14 protein-coding genes and 2 pseudogenes are annotated in these 18,328 nt (G+C 66.8%); 10 read left to right on the top strand and 6 right to left on the bottom strand.

Annotated elements, in window-relative coordinates; genetic code table 11:
• The first annotated feature begins 55 nt into the window (after positions 1-55).
• Positions 56-1,138, top strand: a complete 1,083-nt coding sequence (gene pheS / locus OL239_RS13795) for a phenylalanine--tRNA ligase subunit alpha (RefSeq protein ID WP_268909409.1) — start codon at positions 56-58, stop codon at positions 1,136-1,138.
• Positions 1,139-3,682, top strand: coding sequence for a phenylalanine--tRNA ligase subunit beta (gene pheT / locus OL239_RS13790; RefSeq protein WP_268909408.1), 2,544 nt, complete (start codon positions 1,139-1,141; stop codon positions 3,680-3,682).
• A 147-nt stretch (positions 3,683-3,829) separates the two neighbouring features.
• Here pheT and OL239_RS13785 read toward each other — a convergent pair whose 3' ends face one another.
• From OL239_RS13785 to OL239_RS13760, 6 genes and pseudogenes are all read right to left on the bottom strand, one after another.
• Positions 3,830-4,216, bottom strand: a complete 387-nt coding sequence (locus OL239_RS13785) for a hypothetical protein (protein WP_268909407.1) — start codon at positions 4,214-4,216, stop codon at positions 3,830-3,832.
• A gap of 127 nt (positions 4,217-4,343) precedes the next feature.
• Positions 4,344-6,019, bottom strand: a pseudogene (locus OL239_RS13780) (thiamine pyrophosphate-binding protein).
• A complete protein-coding gene (locus OL239_RS13775) occupies positions 6,016-6,792 on the bottom strand; it encodes a cyclase family protein (RefSeq protein ID WP_268909406.1) in 777 nt (258 codons plus the stop codon). Before OL239_RS13775 ends, OL239_RS13780 begins: the two are co-directional and overlap by 4 nt.
• 387 nt (positions 6,793-7,179) lie before the next feature.
• A complete protein-coding gene (locus OL239_RS13770; protein ID WP_268909405.1) occupies positions 7,180-7,530 on the bottom strand; it encodes a transcriptional regulator in 351 nt (116 codons plus the stop codon).
• Positions 7,527-7,982: a hypothetical protein gene (locus OL239_RS13765; RefSeq protein ID WP_268909404.1), complete on the bottom strand. Its 456-nt coding sequence runs from the start codon at positions 7,980-7,982 to the stop codon at positions 7,527-7,529. The genes OL239_RS13770 and OL239_RS13765 overlap by 4 nt, the downstream gene beginning before the upstream one ends.
• A gap of 68 nt (positions 7,983-8,050) precedes the next feature.
• Positions 8,051-9,015 (bottom strand): annotated as a pseudogene (locus OL239_RS13760) (quinone oxidoreductase family protein).
• Between the two features lie 168 nt (positions 9,016-9,183).
• Here OL239_RS13760 and argC point away from each other — a divergent pair.
• From argC to argH, 8 genes are all read left to right on the top strand, one after another.
• The gene (argC, locus tag OL239_RS13755) at positions 9,184-10,215 is read left to right on the top strand and encodes an N-acetyl-gamma-glutamyl-phosphate reductase (RefSeq protein WP_268909403.1); all 1,032 of its coding nucleotides are present in this window, start codon (positions 9,184-9,186) and stop codon (positions 10,213-10,215) included.
• Entirely contained in the window at positions 10,215-11,483 is a 1,269-nt protein-coding gene (gene argJ, locus OL239_RS13750; protein ID WP_268909402.1) for a bifunctional glutamate N-acetyltransferase/amino-acid acetyltransferase ArgJ, read from the top strand. Before argC ends, argJ begins: the two co-directional genes overlap by 1 nt.
• 11 nt (positions 11,484-11,494) lie before the next feature.
• Positions 11,495-12,418 (top strand): acetylglutamate kinase, encoded by a 924-nt coding sequence (argB, locus tag OL239_RS13745; RefSeq protein WP_268909401.1) that lies wholly within the window; start codon positions 11,495-11,497, stop codon positions 12,416-12,418.
• Entirely contained in the window at positions 12,415-13,746 is a 1,332-nt protein-coding gene (locus tag OL239_RS13740) for an acetylornithine transaminase (protein WP_268909400.1), read from the top strand. The genes argB and OL239_RS13740 overlap by 4 nt, the downstream gene beginning before the upstream one ends.
• Complete coding sequence (argF, locus tag OL239_RS13735) at positions 13,743-14,726, top strand: ornithine carbamoyltransferase (RefSeq protein ID WP_268909399.1); 984 nt, start codon at positions 13,743-13,745, stop codon at positions 14,724-14,726. The genes OL239_RS13740 and argF overlap by 4 nt, the downstream gene beginning before the upstream one ends.
• Entirely contained in the window at positions 14,723-15,259 is a 537-nt protein-coding gene (locus OL239_RS13730; RefSeq protein ID WP_268909398.1) for an arginine repressor, read from the top strand. Before argF ends, OL239_RS13730 begins: the two co-directional genes overlap by 4 nt.
• A gap of 80 nt (positions 15,260-15,339) precedes the next feature.
• Entirely contained in the window at positions 15,340-16,548 is a 1,209-nt protein-coding gene (locus tag OL239_RS13725; RefSeq protein WP_268909397.1) for an argininosuccinate synthase, read from the top strand.
• A 3-nt stretch (positions 16,549-16,551) separates the two neighbouring features.
• Positions 16,552-18,009: an argininosuccinate lyase gene (gene argH / locus OL239_RS13720; protein WP_268909396.1), complete on the top strand. Its 1,458-nt coding sequence runs from the start codon at positions 16,552-16,554 to the stop codon at positions 18,007-18,009.
• Positions 18,010-18,328 lie beyond the last annotated feature (319 nt).

The following is an 18,328-nucleotide window of genomic DNA, read 5'->3' as shown; positions in this document are numbered from 1 at the left end:
CCAACGCCCATCAAAACGTCCATCAACAGGGCCGGAAATAGGTAAAGAACTGTACATGTCGAACTCCATACCGGGGACGCCGTCCCCAGACACCGTCCCCGAGCCGCCCAATCCGCTGGATGAAGCGGCAGTTGGTGCCGCCGTCGACTCCGCGCTCGCCGCCATCGCTGCTGCAGCGGACCTGGACGCCCTTAAGGACGTCCGCATCGCCGTTGCCGGTGACAAGTCGCCGCTGAGCCTGGCCAACCGCACCATCGGTTCCCTTCCCAAGGATCAGAAGTCCGCCGCCGGCAAACTGATCGGCCCGGCCCGGGGCCGCATCAACGCCGCGCTCGCGGCCCGCACCGTGGAACTGGAAGCCGAGCGCGACGCGCGGATCCTGGTCGAAGAGGCCGTGGATGTCACCGCAGCGCCGCGCCGCCGCCGCATGGGCGGCCGCCACCCGCTCTCCACCCTGCAGGACCGCGTCAGCGACATCTTCGTGGGCATGGGCTGGGAAATCGCCGAAGGCCCCGAGGTCGAGTCGGAGTGGTTCAACTTCGACGCCCTGAACTTCAAGCCGGACCACCCGGCCCGCGAAATGCAGGACACCTTCTTTGTCGAGCCGCCCGAAGCCCACCTGGTGATGCGCACGCACACTTCGCCGGTCCAGGTGCGCTCCATGCTCGAACGCGACCTGCCCATCTATGTGCTGTGCCCGGGCAAGGTGTTCCGCACCGACGAACTCGATGCCACCCACACGCCGGTCTTCCACCAGTTCGAAGGCCTGGCCATCGACAAGGGCCTGACCATGGCCGACCTCGTCGGCACGCTGGAGCACTTCACCCGCGTGCTGTTCGGCGACGAAGCCAAGGTCCGCCTGCGCCCGAACTACTTCCTGTTCACCGAGCCCAGCGCCGAGCTGGACATCTGGCATCCCGGTGCCAAGGGCGGCCCGCGCTGGATCGAGTGGGGCGGCTGCGGCATGGTCAATCCGAACGTGCTGCGCGCGGCCGGCATTGATCCCGAGGTCTATTCAGGTTTTGCCTTCGGCATGGGTATTGAACGCGCACTGATGTTCCGCAACGAAGTAGGGGACATGCGCGACATGATCGAGGGCGATGTACGTTTCAGCGAACACTTCGGGATGGAGATCTGAGTGAGAATCCCACTTTCCTGGCTGCGCGAGTATGCCCAGGTTCCGGCGGACGCAACCGCCGAAGACGTTATGGCCGAACTGGTCAAAGTAGGCCTGGAGGAAGAGGACGTCCACCGTCCCACCGACGAACTCTCGGGCCCGATCGTTGTAGGCCAGGTGCTCTCCATGGAGCCCGAGCCGCAGAAGAACGGCAAGACCATTAACTGGTGCTCCGTCCGCGTGGTGCCCGAGGGCACCGAGCAGACGCTCGCCGGTGACGGCATCGACCCGTCCGGTGTGCAGGGCATCGTGTGCGGTGCGCACAACTTCGCCGTGGGGGACAAGGTTGTGGTCACCCTGCCCGGCGCCGTACTGCCCGGAAATTTCCGGATCAGCCCGCGCAAGACCTACGGCCACGTTTCGGCCGGCATGATCGCCTCCGTGCGCGAACTGGGCATCGGTGAAGACCACGACGGCATCCTGGTGCTCTCCACCCTGGGACTCGACCCGGAGGTCGGCACCGATGCGATGGAGCTGCTGGGACTCTACGACCAGGCTGCCGAAATCAACGTCACGCCGGACCGCGGCTACGTCTTCTCCATCCGCGGCGCTGCCCGGGAGTACGCGCACGCCACCGGAACGAAGTTCACCGACCCGGCCGGCGCCGTCGTCGTGCCCGAAGCCGACGGCAAGGGCTACGGCGTGCGTCTGGAAGACGAAGCGCCGATCTATGGCAAGGCCGGCTGCGACCGCTTTGTGGCCCGCACCGTCCGCGGCGTGGATCCCACGCGACCGACGCCGCCGTGGATGGCTTCGCGGCTGCGCCTGGCGGGAATGCGCTCGATTTCCCTGATCGTGGATATCTCCAACTACGTGATGCTCGAACTCGGCCAGCCGCTGCACTTCTATGACCTGGACAAGCTGTCCGGTGACATTGTGGTGCGCCGTGCCGCTGCCGGGGAGACGCTGAAGACGCTGGATGAGAAGGTCCGCATCCTGGATCCCGAGGATCTGCTCATCACCGACGGTTCCGGCGCCATTGGCATTGCCGGCGTGATGGGCGGCGCGGAGACCGAGGTCTCCGATGCCACGCAGAACGTGCTCATCGAAGCCGCGCACTTCGAGGAAGTCAGCATTGGCCGCTCCCGCCGCCGGCACCGCCTGCCCTCGGAAGCGTCCAAGCGCTTCGAACGCGGCGTGGACTGGAACATTGCCGACGTCGCCGCGCAGCGGGCCGTGGACCTGCTGACCGAGCTGGCCGGCGGCACCGCCGAAGCGTCAGTGACCGACGCCGGCACCAAGCCCGAGGCCAAGGCCATCGACCTGCCGGTGGACTTCGCATCGAAGCTGATCGGCTACGACTTCAGCGAAGACCAGATCACCGGCACCCTCACCGCGCTGGGCGCCGAGGTGGACAAGACTGCTGCCGGCTACTCGGTGACCCCGCCGAGCTGGCGTTCGGACCTGGAAACGCGTGAGGACCTCACCGAGGAAATCATCCGCCTGGTCGGCTACGAGAACATTCCCTCCACTCTGCCCACGGCCCCTCCCGGCCGCGGACTGACCCGCATCCAGCAGCAGCGCCGCCGCCTGCAGCAGGCCCTCGCCGCCGCCGGATTGACCGAGGTGCTGTCCTACCCGTTCGTCACGGAGGAGGACAACAACACCTTCGGAACGCCCGACGCCGGCACCCCGCCGGCCGCGGTCAAGCTGGCCAACCCGCTCAGCGCGGAGTTCGGCTACCTGCGCACCTCGGTGCTGCCGGGGCTGTTCGAGGTGGCCAAGCGCAACCTGTCCCGCGGGTTCCGGGACCTGGCCCTGTTCGAATCCGGGTCGGTCTTCCTGCCGGGTGAGCAGCTGGGAACCGAAACGATTCCGCCGCTGGGGGTTCGTCCCTCCGAGGAAGTTCTGGATTCCCTGTATGAGGGCGTTCCGGACCAGCCGCTGCACATTGGCGTCCTGTTCACCGGACACGAGTCGCAGCCGGGCGCCGGCTACACCCCGCGTGCCTGGGACTGGGCCGACGCCGTCGACACAGCCCGCCTGATGGGCGACGTGCTGGGTGTGGAACTGGTGGTGAGCCAGGGCGAGCACCAGGCCTTCCACCCGGGCCGCACCGCCAAGCTCTCACTGCGCAGCGGCGAGACGGTGGGCTACGCCGGTGAGCTGCATCCGAAGCTGCTGGCCGCCCGCGACCTGCCGGCCCGCACCGTGGCGCTGGAGCTCGACGCCGATGCGCTGTTCGACGCCGCGCCTGAGGTGATTGTGGCCCGCGAGATTTCCTCGTTCCCGGCCACCACGCAGGACGTGGCCCTGGTGGTGGAAGCCGCCATCCCCGCCGAGACGGTGCTGGAGACCCTGCGCGAAGGCGCCGGGGAACTGCTCGAAGACATCTCGCTGTTCGATGTCTACTCCGGCAAGGGCATCGACGAGGGGCACAAGTCACTGGCGTTCGCCCTGCGCTTCCGCGCTCCGGACCGGACCCTGACCGCTGATGAGGCGTCGGAGTCCCGGGCAGCCGCCGTCGCTCTGGCCGCCGAACGGTTCGGTGCCGTCCAGCGGTAACTTTCTGTAAAAGCACCGGGGAGATCTTCCCGAAAAGGGCTCGGCCGGATTTCCTCCGGCGGAGCCCTTTTCCGTGTTGGCCTCCTCCTGGTGCGGGAAGCGGGCCGCGCCGGCAGGGAGCGGCCGCATGAGGACACTCAGCGGCGGTTAACGGCCGCCCTTGGCGATGTAGTCCGCTCCGTCGTAGTGCACGTCCAGCGTGTTGATGACGCCGTCAGCGAAGGTGAAGAACTCCGCAAAGCGAACCGTCCCGCCGGGCAATTCGGCGTCGTACAGAACCGCCGAGCCCGCCTCGTCATGAACGTCCCGGATGACATCGATGCCGCGCACGGTCCCGATGAAGCCGGTTACCCCCTGCAGGAATCCCTCCTTGGCGTCAGGGACGTGGCCGGCGATGGCCCCGGTGAAATCGAGCCGGTCTGAGAGAAGTCCGCGGAGCCCCTGACCGTCGTCGAACGCCTCCGGGCCGGCGGTCAGGATGCGGTAATATTCCTGTAGCACAGGCGGGGCGGACGGCAGCAGATTGTTGGACATGGCTACTCCTTTGACGCCGGCATGGGACAGTCAGCGGCGAACGGGTCTCGTCCACCGGGTGCCGAGAATCCTAATCCGCACCGGGTCGAAAGGGTAGACGGCTGTTCTAACCGAGCGCTCACGGAGGTCAGTGACCCTGGAACGCTTCGGCGAGCCACCAGGAACCGCCATCGGACGCGATTTTCGCATCGATGACCAGCGGGCGGTCCTGGGTGCCTTTCTCATAGGCAGCAACCCACGCTTCTACGGACTGCAGGTCCTCCACCGTTCGCACCGTGACTGCTTCAGCACCGAATCCCCTGGCAATGGCCGCAATATCGGTGTCCGGAAAGGTGACGCTGCCGAGGTCAACTTCCTCGTCGCCGTGGCCGAAATGGTGTACTTCCGCGCCGTAGGCCGCATCGTTGTAGACAATGCACACGAGGGGCAGGCCCAGTCGGACCGCGGTTTCCAGCTCACTGATTCCCATGAGGAATCCGCCGTCGCCGGCACCCAGGACCGGCAGCCGGCCCGGCTGCGCCATGGCCGCCCCGATAGCTGTGGAAAGTCCCAGTCCGACGGCCTGAAAGGCCTGCGTGAAGCAGAACCCGAACTCGTCGGGAACGGCCAGATACTGGCTGGGGTAACCCATGAAGTTTCCGGAGTCCACGGACACTATGCGTTCAGCCGGAAGGAGGGTGTCGAGCTCCCTGCTCAGGACCCGGGGATCGATTCGCGTGGGTGTCGAGAGGTCAGGCGTCTCCACGTCCCGCCATCTGGAGAACTCCTTGATGAGCAGCGCGTTTGCCGGGGTGCGGTACTTTTGTGCGGCGGCCGGCTGCTGCCCCTTCAGCGACTGCAGCGCGTCTGCGGCGGTAAGCCCAGCATCACCGAGCAGGCCCAGGAAATCGGCCTGTTGGCTCCGAGGGATGCGTCCTCGACGTCGATTTGGACCACCTTCGCGTCATCGGCGATCAGCCTGCCGTGCCGCATGGTCCACATGTTCAAGGTGCAGCCCCAGCCGACGATCAGGTCGGCGCCGGAGATGAGCTCGGCTGTGGCCGGAGAGGAGAAACCGCCGGAAATCCCCAGGTTGAACGCTTCTCCGGTAAAGAGCCCGTTAGCCACAGCGGAGGTTGCTATGAGTGCCCCGCAGTGCTCGGCAAGGGCAAGAATCTCAGCACGGGCGCCCCGGCCGCCGCGCCCGGCAACGAAGACCGGCCGCTCAGCGTCCCGAAGCAGGCGCACGAGCTGATCAACACCTGCGGAATCCGGGCGCACGCGGGCAGGCGCCGTCAGCTGAACACTGTGACCAGGGGCTGGTGCCTGCGTTTTCTGAACATCCAGGGGAAGGCTCAGGACAACGGTCCGCCGTTCATTGAGCGCGGTGCGGAACGCCCGCACGGTGTCCGCAGCGGCGGATTCGGCCGAATGGACCCGCTCGGCGACGGCGCCGACGCTGCGGGCCAGCGCATCCTGGTCAATCCTGAAATTCGAGCGCACGGCGGCGGCCTGGGTGTCAGCCGTCAGGACGATCATGGGGGTCCTGCTCTTCGCCGCCTCTCCGATTGCGGTTACGGCATTGGTCAGGCCGCAGCCCTGGTGCGTGCTGACGACACCCACCTTGCTGGACATCCGTGCGTAGGCGTCCGCCATGGTGGCAGCGCCGCCTTCATGGCGGGCAGCCGTGAACGGCACTCCTTCGGCCCGGAGCGCATTGACGACGTCGAAGTTGCCGCTGCCGACAACCCCGAAGACATGCCCGACGCCAAGATCCGCCAAAGTCCGCCCGACGAGGGCGGACACCGTCACAGTTTCACTCACGGGGCGTCCACGAGGGCGAAGACGCGTGCCGGGCTCCCCGTTCCCCCGACGATCGGCAGCGGTGCAACGATCAGGGTGGATCCGGTTGTCGGCAGCTTGTCGACGTTGCGGAGAGAGGTGATTCCGTACTTGTCCGCGCCTAGGAGGAACGAGTGGACGGGGAACATGGGATCGAAGGATGCGGCCTGTCCCGCATCAATGCCCACGGTTTCCACCCCAAAGCCGCTGATGCTGTTGTTGGCCGCAATCCAGCGGGCACCGGCCGGTGATACTCCCGGCGTGTGGGAGCCGCCGTCGTCGGCGTTAATGAAGCCGGCGGCATTGCTGCCCCGGGCTGACCAGCCGGTGCGGAAGATGATCCAGCAATTGTCCGGGAACGGGCCATTATCTTCCTCCCATTGCTCAAAGTCCGCCGGCTCCAGGAGGAAATCCGGGTTCTGAGCGACCTCCGCGGTTTTATCGATGACCACGGCGGGACCAATGAGGCGGGCCGGCTCGATCTGGTCCACTGATTTGCCGTCGCGGCCCGAGATCCAATGCACCGGAGCGTCGAGGTGGGTGCCCGCATGCTCTCCCACGGTCACGTCGTTCCAGGCCCAGGCGGGCCCGGCGTCGTCGAAGCGGCTCACGGCGGAAAGGCTCAGGCCGACGGTGTTGGCGAATGGTTCCGGGAGGTTGAGGATCGGGGTGTCCCTGCTGAGGGGCGTTGTGAGATCCAGAATCTGAACCGCTCCTTCGCCCAGGGCGATCGTCAGTTTGTCCACTGCAGACATTGGTCTCCTGTCGGGTTGGCACTTCGCGGAATGCGGGGCGGGGCGCCATCCTTGACGCCTGTCCGGTGAAAATGAGTCTAACCACCCGGCTTCATAGGTATCGTTTTATTGCCGGCCGGCTTAACTGCTCTATTACGGGTTTCCATGCGTGCGGTGCCGGTTCAGCGGATTCCCTGGCCGCCCCGAGGCCCAGGGGCTTCATGAGGACAGCCCCCGCTGCAGGGTTTCCGGACAAAAGTCCAGTTTTCCCTCATAGTCCACGTGCAGAACCAGATCCGCTCCCCGTCCGCGGGGGAGCAGCGGTGCTTTCAGGGGAACCGGGTTGGCCGCAGGCCGCCAATGCTGCGACAAGACTGACTGCGGCTGACTGCCGCCATCGGAGGGCCGTCACTTCGGTGATGGTCGTGGCTGCGGGGATTCGCCCGGCTGAGGAATGCCGGCGTCGAGGCCGATCACCTCGCGCAGGAAAGCGACGTGGCCGTCGAAGGCTGCCTGTCCTTTCGCCGTGAGCTCCGCCCAAGTGCGGGTACGGCCGGCCAGTCCGGGTCCTTTGGCCAACTGCAGGTAGCCGGCCTGCTCCAAGTGCTTCAGGTGTTTGCTCAGGGTGGGATCGCTGACCTTGAGCGAATCGCGCAGCAATGCAAATTCGGTGCTGCCCAGGCGGGCCAGCATGCTGCACACGCGCAGCCGGACTGCTCCGTGCACCAGCTCGTCAAACCGTGGTTCCACGCGCGTCATGCCGCGTCGGTAACGGAGCGCGAAAAGGCCCGTTCCATGCGGATACCGAGTGCCAGGGTTACGCCGAATGTCAGCAGGGCAGCTGCCGCCGGTACGGCCGGCGGACTGCCGGGGCCGAGCGCGAACATGCCTGCGCCGAGCATGACCAACAGGAATGCCGCCAGCACCGCACCAACTTTCAGTGACCGGCGGTAGGCCCACGGATCGGCTCGGGTGCCGGTGATCACCGGACGCAGCATTCCGAGCAGGCACAGGGCCACCCCTGCGGATGCAAAGCCCATGGCTTCCCAACGGCCGAAGCTGAAGGACAGGACGAAGACCGCGCAGCAGAGTGCCTGCGCTGTCAGGTACCACAGCGGGGCAGCGGACCGCCGTCCGGCAACGACGGCGTCGGCCTGCAGGGTGTTGAGCTGCTCCCGGACGCCCCGGGGGCTGAGATCCTCAGTTTCCATGTCGGCAAGCCTAAACTTGCCGACCTGGAAAGTCGAGGGTTTTTCCATTCCACTTCGGCGGGTGACCGCTAGGGAAGCAGCAGCACCTTGCCGGTGGTCTTCCTGCCCTCAAGGTCCGCCTGGGCGCGGGCGGCCTCGGCCAGCGGATAGGTGGCGCCGATCCGCACGTCCAGCGTTCCTCCCGGACCATCTCGAACAGCTCATGCGCGCGCCACTGCCGCTCTTCGGGCGTGAGCAGGTAGTCGCCCAGGGTGGGCCGGGTCAGATAGAGGGAACCGGAAGAGTTGAGCCGCTGAATGTCAAAGGGCGGCACCTGCCCCGAGGCCCCGCCAAAGAGCACCAGCATGCCCCGCTTGCGCAGGCTGGCCAGGGAGCCGTCAAACGTCGCTTTCCCCACGCCGTCGTACACCACATCGACGCCCTTTCCGTCGGTCAGGTGACGGACCTCCTCGGCAAAACCCTCGTACTCCAGCGCGTGGTCGGCGCCGGCGGAGCGGGCCAGTTCCCGCTTGTCCTCCGAAGAGGCGGTGGTGATGACCCGGGCGCCTTTGGCCTTGAGCAGCTGGATCAGCAGCAGCCCCACTCCGCCGGCGCCGGCATGGGTCAGGACCGTGTGCCCCTCTTCCACGGGAAAGGTCGAATTGCACAGGTAATGAGCCGTCATGCCCTGCATCGGCACTGCCGCCGCCACTTCGTCGCTGACGCCGTCGGGGACCGGCAGCGCCTTGTCCGCCTCCATGATGGTGTATTCGGAGTAGGTGCCGCCCCCCTCGGCCGTGGCAACCCGGGCGCCCTCGCGGACATTTGCCACATCGCGCCCCGCAGCGACCACGGTTCCCGCGGCCTCGACGCCGGGAATGAACGGATAATCCATCGGGTAGACGCCGCTGCGCTTGTAGGTGTCAATGAAGTTCACGCCAGCGGCCGCGACCCGCACCAGCAGTTCCTTGGGGCCGGGATCGGGCAGGTCGACATCTTCGTAACGCAGGATTTCCGGCCCGCCGGGCGCGGGGACCACAATAGCTTTATGCATGGAATGTCTCTTCTGTTGCAGGCACTGGTGTCGCTGCCATCGTAGGGCACGACCCCGGCCTGCACACCGGGCCTGCTCACCCTGGTGCCGCAGCCGCCCAAATCCGCAGCCGCGTCATCAATGCATAAATATGAAGGACTATGCATAAAACTACTGTAGGGTGAAACCATGACGATTACAGCTGCTGTCTCAGGAGCCTCCGGATACGCCGGCGGCGAAGTGCTGCGCCTGCTGGCCGGGCATCCCTCCGTCACCGTCGGTGCCATTACGGCGCACAGCAACGCCGGTTCCCGCCTGGGCGAGCTGCAGCCCCATCTGCACGCGCTCGCAGACCGGGTCCTCGAGGACACCACAGTGGAGAACCTGGCCGGGCACGACGTCGTCTTCCTCGCCCTGCCGCACGGTGCAAGCGCCGCCATTGCCGCGCAGCTGGATCCCTCAGTGCTGGTGATTGACGCCGGTGCCGACCACCGGCTCGAAGATCCGCTGGCCTGGGAAAAGTTCTACGGTTCTCCGCACGCCGGGTCCTGGCCGTACGGCCTGCCCGAGCTGCCCGGCCACCGCGACCGGCTCAAGGGCGCCACCCGCATCGCCGTTCCCGGCTGCTATCCGACGTCATCCCTGCTGGCGCTCACCCCGGGCTTCTCCGCGGGACTGCTCGAGCCCGACGACGTCGTGATCGTTGCTGCCTCCGGCACTTCGGGCGCGGGCAAGGCTGCCAAGCCTCATCTGCTGGGTTCGGAAGTCCTCGGCGGGATGAGTCCGTACGGTGTCGGTGGCAGCCACCGCCACACGCCGGAAATCGAACAGGGCCTGTCCGCCGCGGCGGGTGAAACCGTCGCCGTATCCTTCACCCCCACGCTGGCGCCCATGTCCCGCGGTATCCTCACCACCGCCACCGCCAAGGTCCGCCCCGGCGTCAGCCCCCAGCAGCTGCGGTCCGCATGGGAAGAGGCCTACGGCAACGAGCACTTTGTCCGGCTCCTGCCGGACGGCCAGTGGCCGGCCACCAAGATGGTGGTGGGCTCCAACTATGCCGCGCTGCAGCTGGCGTATGACGCCCACGCCAACCGCGTGATCGTCACCTGTGTCATTGACAACCTGAACAAAGGCACCGCCGGCGGCGCGGTGCAGTCCATGAACATTGCCCTCGGCCTGGATGAAACCGCCGGACTGACAACGCAGGGAGTTGCCCCGTAATGAGCACCACCGAAAACAGCACCGTGCATGACGGCACATCCGCAGGCACGTATACCCCGGGCATCAAGTCCCCGGGCACCAACGCAGGCGCGAACACCAACACAAGTACGGACAGCACCGGAATCACCGCCCCGGCAGGTTTCCGCGCCGCGGGCGTTACCGCCGGCCTGAAGCTCTCCGGCGGGCGGGACATGGCGCTGGTGGTCAACGACGGCCCGTCCAAGGCCGCAGCGGCCGTCTTTACCCGCAACCGGGTGGCTGCCGCACCCGTGCACTGGTCCCGCCAGGTCATCTCCGACGGACGGGCCGACGCCGTCATCCTCAACTCCGGCGGCGCCAACGCCTGCACCGGTCCGCAGGGCTTCCAGAACACCCACGCCACCGCGGAAAAAACCGCTGAGGTGCTCGGCCTGTCTGCCTCCGACGTGGTGGTCTGCTCCACCGGCCTGATCGGCGAACAGCTGCCGATGGACAAGATCCTTCCCGGCGTGGAGGCAGCAGCCCAGGCCCTGGCTTCCGACGGCGGCGCATCCGCGGCCGAAGCCATCATGACCACGGACACCGTGTCCAAACAGGCGGTCTTCACCGGCAGCGGCTACACCATCGGCGGCATGGCCAAGGGAGCCGGCATGCTGGCGCCGGGCCTGGCGACCATGCTCGTGGTGCTGACCACCGACGCAGCCCTGCCTGCGGACGCGCTGGATGCCGCCCTGCGTGCTGCCACCTCGGTCACCTTTGACCGCACCGACTCGGACGGCTGCATGTCCACCAACGACACCGTGGTGCTGATGGCCTCCGGCGCCTCCGAGACTGTTCCGGATACTGCGGAATTCACCGCCGGCCTCACCGAGGTCTGCCACACCCTGGCGCAGCAGCTGATCACCGACGCCGAGGGCGCAAGCCACGACATCGCGGTGACCACCGTCAACGCCGCCTCCGTGGCCGACGCCGAGACCGCTTCCCGCTCCGTGACCCGCTCCAACCTGTTCAAGACCGCCATCTTCGGCAACGATCCCAACTGGGGCCGGGTCCTCTCCGCAGTCGGCACCACCGATGCCGTCTTCGAACCGGACCAGCTCAACGTCACCATCAACGGTGTGCAGGTCTGCCGCAACGGCGGCATCGGCGATTCCCGGGATCTGGTGGACCTCACCGGCCGGAAGGTGACGGTCGAGATCGACCTGAACGCCGGCACCGAAAGCGCCACCATCTGGACCAACGACCTGACCACGGACTATGTCCACGAAAACTCGGCCTACAGCAGCTGATCGGGGACATCATGAGCACACCCACAGAAGCCAAAGAACAGCTGGCCGCCCAGGACAAGGCCGCCACCCTCATTGAGGCGCTGCCCTGGATCCAGCGGTTCGCCGGCAGCATCATGGTCATCAAGTACGGCGGCAATGCCATGGTCAATGACGAGCTCCGCCAGGCGTTTGCCGAGGACATCGTTTTCCTGCACCACGTTGGTGTCCATCCCGTCGTCGTGCACGGCGGCGGTCCGCAGATCAGTGCTCTGCTGGAACGCCTGGGCATCGAGTCCGAATTTAAGGGCGGCCTCCGGGTGACCACGCCCGAAGCGATGGACGCGGTCCGCATGGTCCTCACCGGCCAGGTCGGCCGCGAACTGGTCGGCATGGTCAACGCCCACGGACCCTACGCCGTCGGGCTTTCGGGTGAAGACGGCGCCCTGCTGCGGGCCGAGCGGATCGGTGCGGTCGTGGACGGCGAGGAAGTCGACCTCGGGCTGGTCGGCGAAGTCACCGGCGTGAACCCCGGGGCCATTGTGGACCTCCTCGAGGCCGGCCGGATTCCCGTCATCTCCACCGTGGCTCCCGAAGTGGACCGCGACGGCGCCCCCACCGGTCAGGTGCTCAACGTCAACGCGGATACGGCGGCCGCAGCCCTCGCCGTCGCCCTGGGCGCCTCTCGGCTGGTGGTGCTCACTGACGTCGAGGGCCTGTATGCAGACTGGGCAGATAAGTCCTCGCTGATTTCCTCGCTCACCGCCGGAGAACTGCGCGCCATGCTGCCGTCGCTGGAAGCAGGCATGATCCCCAAGATGCAGGCCTGCCTGGCAGCGGTTGACGGCGGCGTGGACCGCGCCGCCGTCGTGGACGGCCGGATGGCCCACTCCATGCTGCTGGAAGTCTTCACCACCGCCGGCATCGGCACCCAGGTCATTCCGGAGGAGAAACAATGAGCACCGCCATGAGCAAACACACCGAGGCCGACGTGCCCTCCGGTACTTCCGCCGTGCCCGATGCCGACGCCGCGCTGGCGGAACTGACCGGGACCTCCGAGGACTGGCTGCGCCGCTACGGCTCCTCGCTGATGGGAGTCTTCGGCACGCCGCAGCGGGTGCTGGTCCGCGGCAGCGGCTGCACCGTCTGGGACGCCGACGGCAGGGAATACCTGGACCTGCTCGGCGGCATCGCCGTCAACGCACTGGGCCACGCACATCCCTTCCTGACCTCGGTCATCAGCAGCCAGCTGGCTACGCTGGGCCATGTCTCCAACTTTTTCACCAGCCCCACCCAAGTAGCCCTCGCCGAGAAACTGCTGCAGCTTGCCGGGGCTCCGGATGGCTCGAAGGTGTTCTTCGCCAACTCCGGGACCGAAGCCAACGAGGCGGCGTTCAAGCTGGCCCGCCGCAACACCGGGGCGGCCGGGAACGGCGCCGCCGGCGGCGGGAGTCCGCAGCGCACCAGGATTCTTGCCCTGGAAGGGGCGTTCCACGGCCGGACCCTGGGAGCACTGGCCCTGACCGCGAAAAAGGCCTACCGCGAACCGTTTGAACCGCTGCCCGGCGGAGTGGAGCACCTTCCGTTCGGAGATGTGGAAGCCCTGCGGTCAGCCGTGGATGACACAGTTGCCGCCGTCTTTATCGAACCGATTCAGGGCGAAGCAGGGGTCCGGCCGCTGCCTGCGGGGTATCTGCGGGCGGCACGGGAAATCACCGCCGCTGCCGGCGCACTGCTGATCGTCGATGAAGTCCAGACCGGCATCGGCCGCACCGGTAACTGGTTCGCCTCCGAGGGCGTGCTGCCTGACGCCATGACCCTGGCCAAGGGGCTGGGCGGCGGCTTCCCCGTCGGTGCGCTCATCACCTTCGGCCCGGAAACGTCCTCGCTGCTCTCGGCAGGCCAGCACGGAACAACCTTCGGCGGCAATCCGGTGGCCACCGCGGCCTCGCTGGCAACCCTGCATGTCATTGAATCCACCGGACTGCTGGACCAGGTCCGGGACACCGGCGCCTACCTGCGCGCCGCCCTGGCAGCGGTACCCGGGGTCGCTGAGGTGCGCGGGGAAGGGCTGCTCATCGGGTTCGATCTGACTGGCGAGACCGCACCTGCGGCAGTGGCCGCGGCACTGGACGCGGGTTTCATCATCAACTCCACCGGCCCGCACACCCTGCGCCTGGCCCCGCCGCTGATCCTGACCCGCGTCCAGGCCGACTCATTTGTGAACACACTGCCGCAGATCCTGGCCGCCGCCCGGGCCGCAGCAGAGACAGAAGGACAATCATGACCCGCCATTTCCTGGTCGACACCGACCTTACCCAGGCCGAGCAGGCCGAGGTGCTGGACCTTGCCGACGCGCTGAAGCAGGACCGCTACAAGTACCAGCCCTACGCGGGAGCCGGCACCGGCCGTAAAACCGTGGCCGTCATCTTCGACAAAACGTCCACCCGCACCCGCGTGTCCTTCGCCGCCGGGGTTTCCGATCTCGGCGGGGTGCCGCTGATCATCGGTGCGGGGGAGTCGCAGCTCGGGCACAAGGAGAGCGTCGCTGACACCACCAAGGTGCTGGAGCGGATGGTTTCCACCATTGTCTGGCGCACCTACGCGCAGTCCGGGCTGGAGGAGATGGCCGCAAACTCCGGTGTTCCGGTCATTAATGCCCTCTCGGATGACTACCACCCCTGCCAGCTGCTGGCGGACCTGATGACCATCCGCGAGCGCAAGGGGGTGCTGGCCGGCCTGACCCTGACCTATCTGGGCGACTGTGCCAACAACATGGCCAACTCCTACCTGCTCGCCGGTGTCACCGCGGGAATGCACGTCCGGGTGGCCGGCCCGGTGGGCTACCTGCCGGATCCGCTGATTGTCGACGCCGCTGCGGCCCGCGCCGAGGAAACCGGCGGATCGGTGATGATCACCACCGATCCCGCCGAAGCGCTGGCCGGAGCCGACGTCGTCGCCACCGACACCTGGGTTTCCATGGGCCAGGAAGATGAAAAGGCTGCCCGCACCGAGCTCTTCCGCGACTACGCCGTGGACACCGCCGCCATGGCACACGCTGCGGATGACGCCGTCGTGCTGCACTGCCTCCCCGCCTACCGCGGCTACGAAATCTCCGCCGACGTCATCGACGGACCGCAGTCCGTGGTGTGGGACGAAGCGGAAAACCGGCTGCACGCGCAGAAGGCCCTCATGGTGTGGCTGATGGCACGCTCGGGCCTGACCGGTGTTCCGGAGGGCGCATCAGCTCCGGGAGCCGCATCATGAGCATGCCGGCCACCAAAACCGCCCGCCAGGCGCGCATCCGCGCCCTGCTGACCGGATCCTCGGTCCGGTCCCAGGCCGAACTTGCCGCCCTGCTGGCAGACGACGGCGTCCAGGTCACCCAGGCGACCCTGTCCCGGGACCTGGTGGAACTGGGCGCAGTGCGGATGCGCGGCAAGGACGGGGTGCTGGTGTACGCGGTGCCGTCCGAAGGCGGCGAACGCGCACCGAAATCCGGGGTAACCCAGGAAGTCCTGGACGCCCGGCTGGCCCGGCTCTGCGGGGAACTGCTGGTCACCGCGGAGGCCTCCGGCAACATCGTGGTCCTGCGGACCCCTCCGGGCGCCGCGAACTTCCTGGCCCTGGCCATCGACCACTCGGTGCTGCCCTCCATCCTGGGCACCATTGCCGGAGACGACACCGTGGTTATGGTCACCCGCGACCCCGACGGCGGTGCCGACGTAGCAGCGCGTTTCCTGCGCATCGCGGACGAGGCCACGGCCAACGGCCAGGCACCGGACAGCCGCATCCTGTAGCTGTCCCCACAAGACTTTCCACCTACCTTCATCAACACAGCAGCCGGCTTCGGCTGCACCAAGCAAGAGGAGCGTATTTCGTGAGCGAACGCATTGTTCTGGCCTACTCCGGTGGCCTTGATACATCGGTGGCCATTGGCTGGATCGCCGAGGCAACCGGTGCCGAAGTCATCGCCGTGGCGGTCGACGTCGGACAGGGCGGCGAATCCCTGGAAACCATCCGCCAGCGCGCCCTCTCCTGCGGCGCCGTCGAAGCCTATGTTGCCGATGCCCGGGACGAATTCGCCTCCGAGTACGCCATGCCGGCCCTGAAGGCCAACGGTCTGTACATGGACTCCTACCCGCTCGTTTCGGCGCTGTCCCGTCCGGTGATTGTGAAGCACCTGGTCGCTGCCGCCCGCGAGTTCGGTGCCACCACCGTCTCGCACGGTTGCACTGGTAAGGGTAACGACCAGGTCCGCTTCGAAGTGGGCATCCAGACCCTGGGCCCGGACCTGAAGTGCATCGCTCCGGTCCGCGACCTGGCCCTGACCCGCGACAAGGCCATCGCCTTTGCCGAGGAAAAGAACCTGCCGATCGTCACCACCAAGAAGAACCCGTTCTCCATCGATGCCAACGTCTGGGGACGGGCCGTGGAGACCGGTTTCCTCGAAGACATCTGGAACGGCCCCACCCCCGACGTGTACGAGTACACCTCCGATCCCGCCGCCGGCCTGGCTGCCGACGAAGTGGTCATCACCTTCCGTGCAGGCGTGCCGGTGGCGATCGACGGCACGCCGGTCACCCCGCTGCAGGCCATCGAAGAGATGAACCGCCGCGCCGGTGCCCAGGGCATTGGCCGCATCGACATTGTCGAAGACCGTCTCGTGGGCATCAAGAGCCGTGAAATCTATGAAGCCCCCGGTGCCATGGCTCTGATGACCGCCCACCGTGAACTGGAAAACGTCACGGTGGAACGCGAGCAGGCGCGCTTCAAGAAGACTGTCGGTCAGCGCTGGACCGAACTGGTCTATGACGGCCAGTGGTTCTCCCCGCTGAAGAAGTCCCTGGATGCGTTCATCGAGGACACGCAGAAGTACGTCTCCGGTGATATCCGGATGACTCTGGAAGGCGGGCGTGCCGTGGTCACCGGGCGCCGGTCCGACAGCTCGCTGTATGACTTCAACCTGGCCACCTACGACACCGGTGACAGCTTCGACCAGTCCATGGCCCGCGGCTTCATCGAACTGTTCGGCATGTCCTCCAAGGTGGCCTCCGGCCGCGACCAGCGTTTGGCAGAAGGTAAGTAGGAAATGAATCACGGCAAGCCGCCGGTTGACCCGGCCGGAACCGCAGCTGCGGGTTCCACCGTCCAGGGCGCTCTGTGGGGCGGCCGCTTTGCAGGCGGTCCCGCTGACGCCCTCGCGGCGCTGAGCAAGTCCACCCACTTCGACTGGCGGCTTGCCGGCTATGACATTGCCGGCTCCCGTGCGCATGCCCGCGTGCTGCACACGGCCGGCCTGCTGGACGACGCCGAGCTGGAGGGCATGCTCGCCGCTCTGGACCAGCTCGACGCCGACGTCCGCTCGGGCGCCTACGTTCCCGCGGAATCCGATGAAGATGTTCACGGATCCCTGGAGCGCGGACTCATTGAGCGTGCCGGTCCGGCGCTGGGCGGCAAGCTGCGCGCCGGCCGGTCGCGCAATGACCAGATCGCCACGCTGGGGCGGATGTACCTGCGCGACCATGCCCGCATCATCGCTGCCGGTGTCCTGGCCACAGTTGATGCCCTGGTTGAACAGTCCGAAAAGCACCTGGGTGTTGCCATGCCGGGCCGCACCCACCTGCAGCACGCCCAGCCGGTGCTGCTCAGCCACCACCTGCTGGCCCATGCCTGGGCGCTGCTGCGCGATGTGCAGCGGCTGATGGACTGGGACAAGCGGGCTGCGGTATCACCGTACGGCTCCGGTGCCCTGGCCGGTTCCTCGCTGGGCCTGGATCCCAACGCCGTCGCTGCCGAACTGGGTTTTGAATCGGCGGTCTGGAACTCCATTGACGGCACCGCCTCGCGCGATGTCTACGCGGAGTTCTCCTGGGTTGCCGCCATGATCGGCGTCGATCTGTCCCGCATCAGTGAAGAGATCATCATTTGGGCCACCAAGGAGTTCTCCTTCGTAACCCTTGATGACGCCTTCTCCACCGGGTCATCCATCATGCCGCAGAAGAAGAATCCGGACGTGGCGGAACTGGCCCGCGGCAAGGCGGGCCGCCTCATTGGCGACCTGACCGGCCTGCTGGCCACGCTCAAGGGACTTCCCCTGGCGTACAACCGTGATCTGCAGGAAGACAAGGAACCGGTCTTCGACGCTGCCGACACGCTGGAGGTCCTGCTTCCGGCGGTATCCGGCATGGTCGCTACGCTGACGTTCAACACCGAGCGGATGCAGGCTCTCGCACCGCAGGGCTTTGCCCTGGCGACGGACATTGCCGAGTGGCTGGTCCGCCAGGGCGTACCGTTCCGCGAAGCGCATGAGCTCTCCGGTGCCGCGGTGCAGCTGGCCGAAAGCCGCGGCGTGGAGCTGTGGGACCTGACGGACGGGGACTATGCGGGGATTTCTTCGCATCTGACCCCGGAGGTCCGTACGGTTCTGAGCACCGAGGGATCGCTGGACAGCCGCAGTGCGCAGGGTGGCACCGCACGGTCCGCCGTCGAAGCGCAGCTGGCCGCGCTGAAGCAGGAGCTGGAAGCAGCCCGGAACTACACCGCGTAGTGCGAGGGTGAGGCCCGGATGGTGCGGCTCAGCCGGTGCTGCTTGGCCGGTGCGGTTCGAAGGCTGCATCATGCGCCTGCAGTGCCCGTGTGGAAATTTTTCCGCACGGGCACTGCACGTTCCGGGTCTTGTCCTACTGCTGCCTGCAGGCCGTACACGGGCAGGCAGTACACGGGCAGCAGCCCGCAGGCGGCGGCCGAGGCAGCAGCGGAGGTTGCAGCGCAGGCAGCAGCGCAATGTCCGGCCACGCCGTCCCGGACATAGCCGGGTCTTGTGCGCGGACGTGTCCGCTTCTTGGCTGCAGGCCTAGTGTGGGACC

This window comes from Arthrobacter sp. ATA002, assembly GCF_026898095.1.
GTDB lineage: Bacteria > Actinomycetota > Actinomycetes > Actinomycetales > Micrococcaceae > Arthrobacter_B.
The sequence above is the reverse complement of the archived record's forward strand: the minus strand, read 5'-3'. Positions and strand labels throughout refer to the sequence as shown.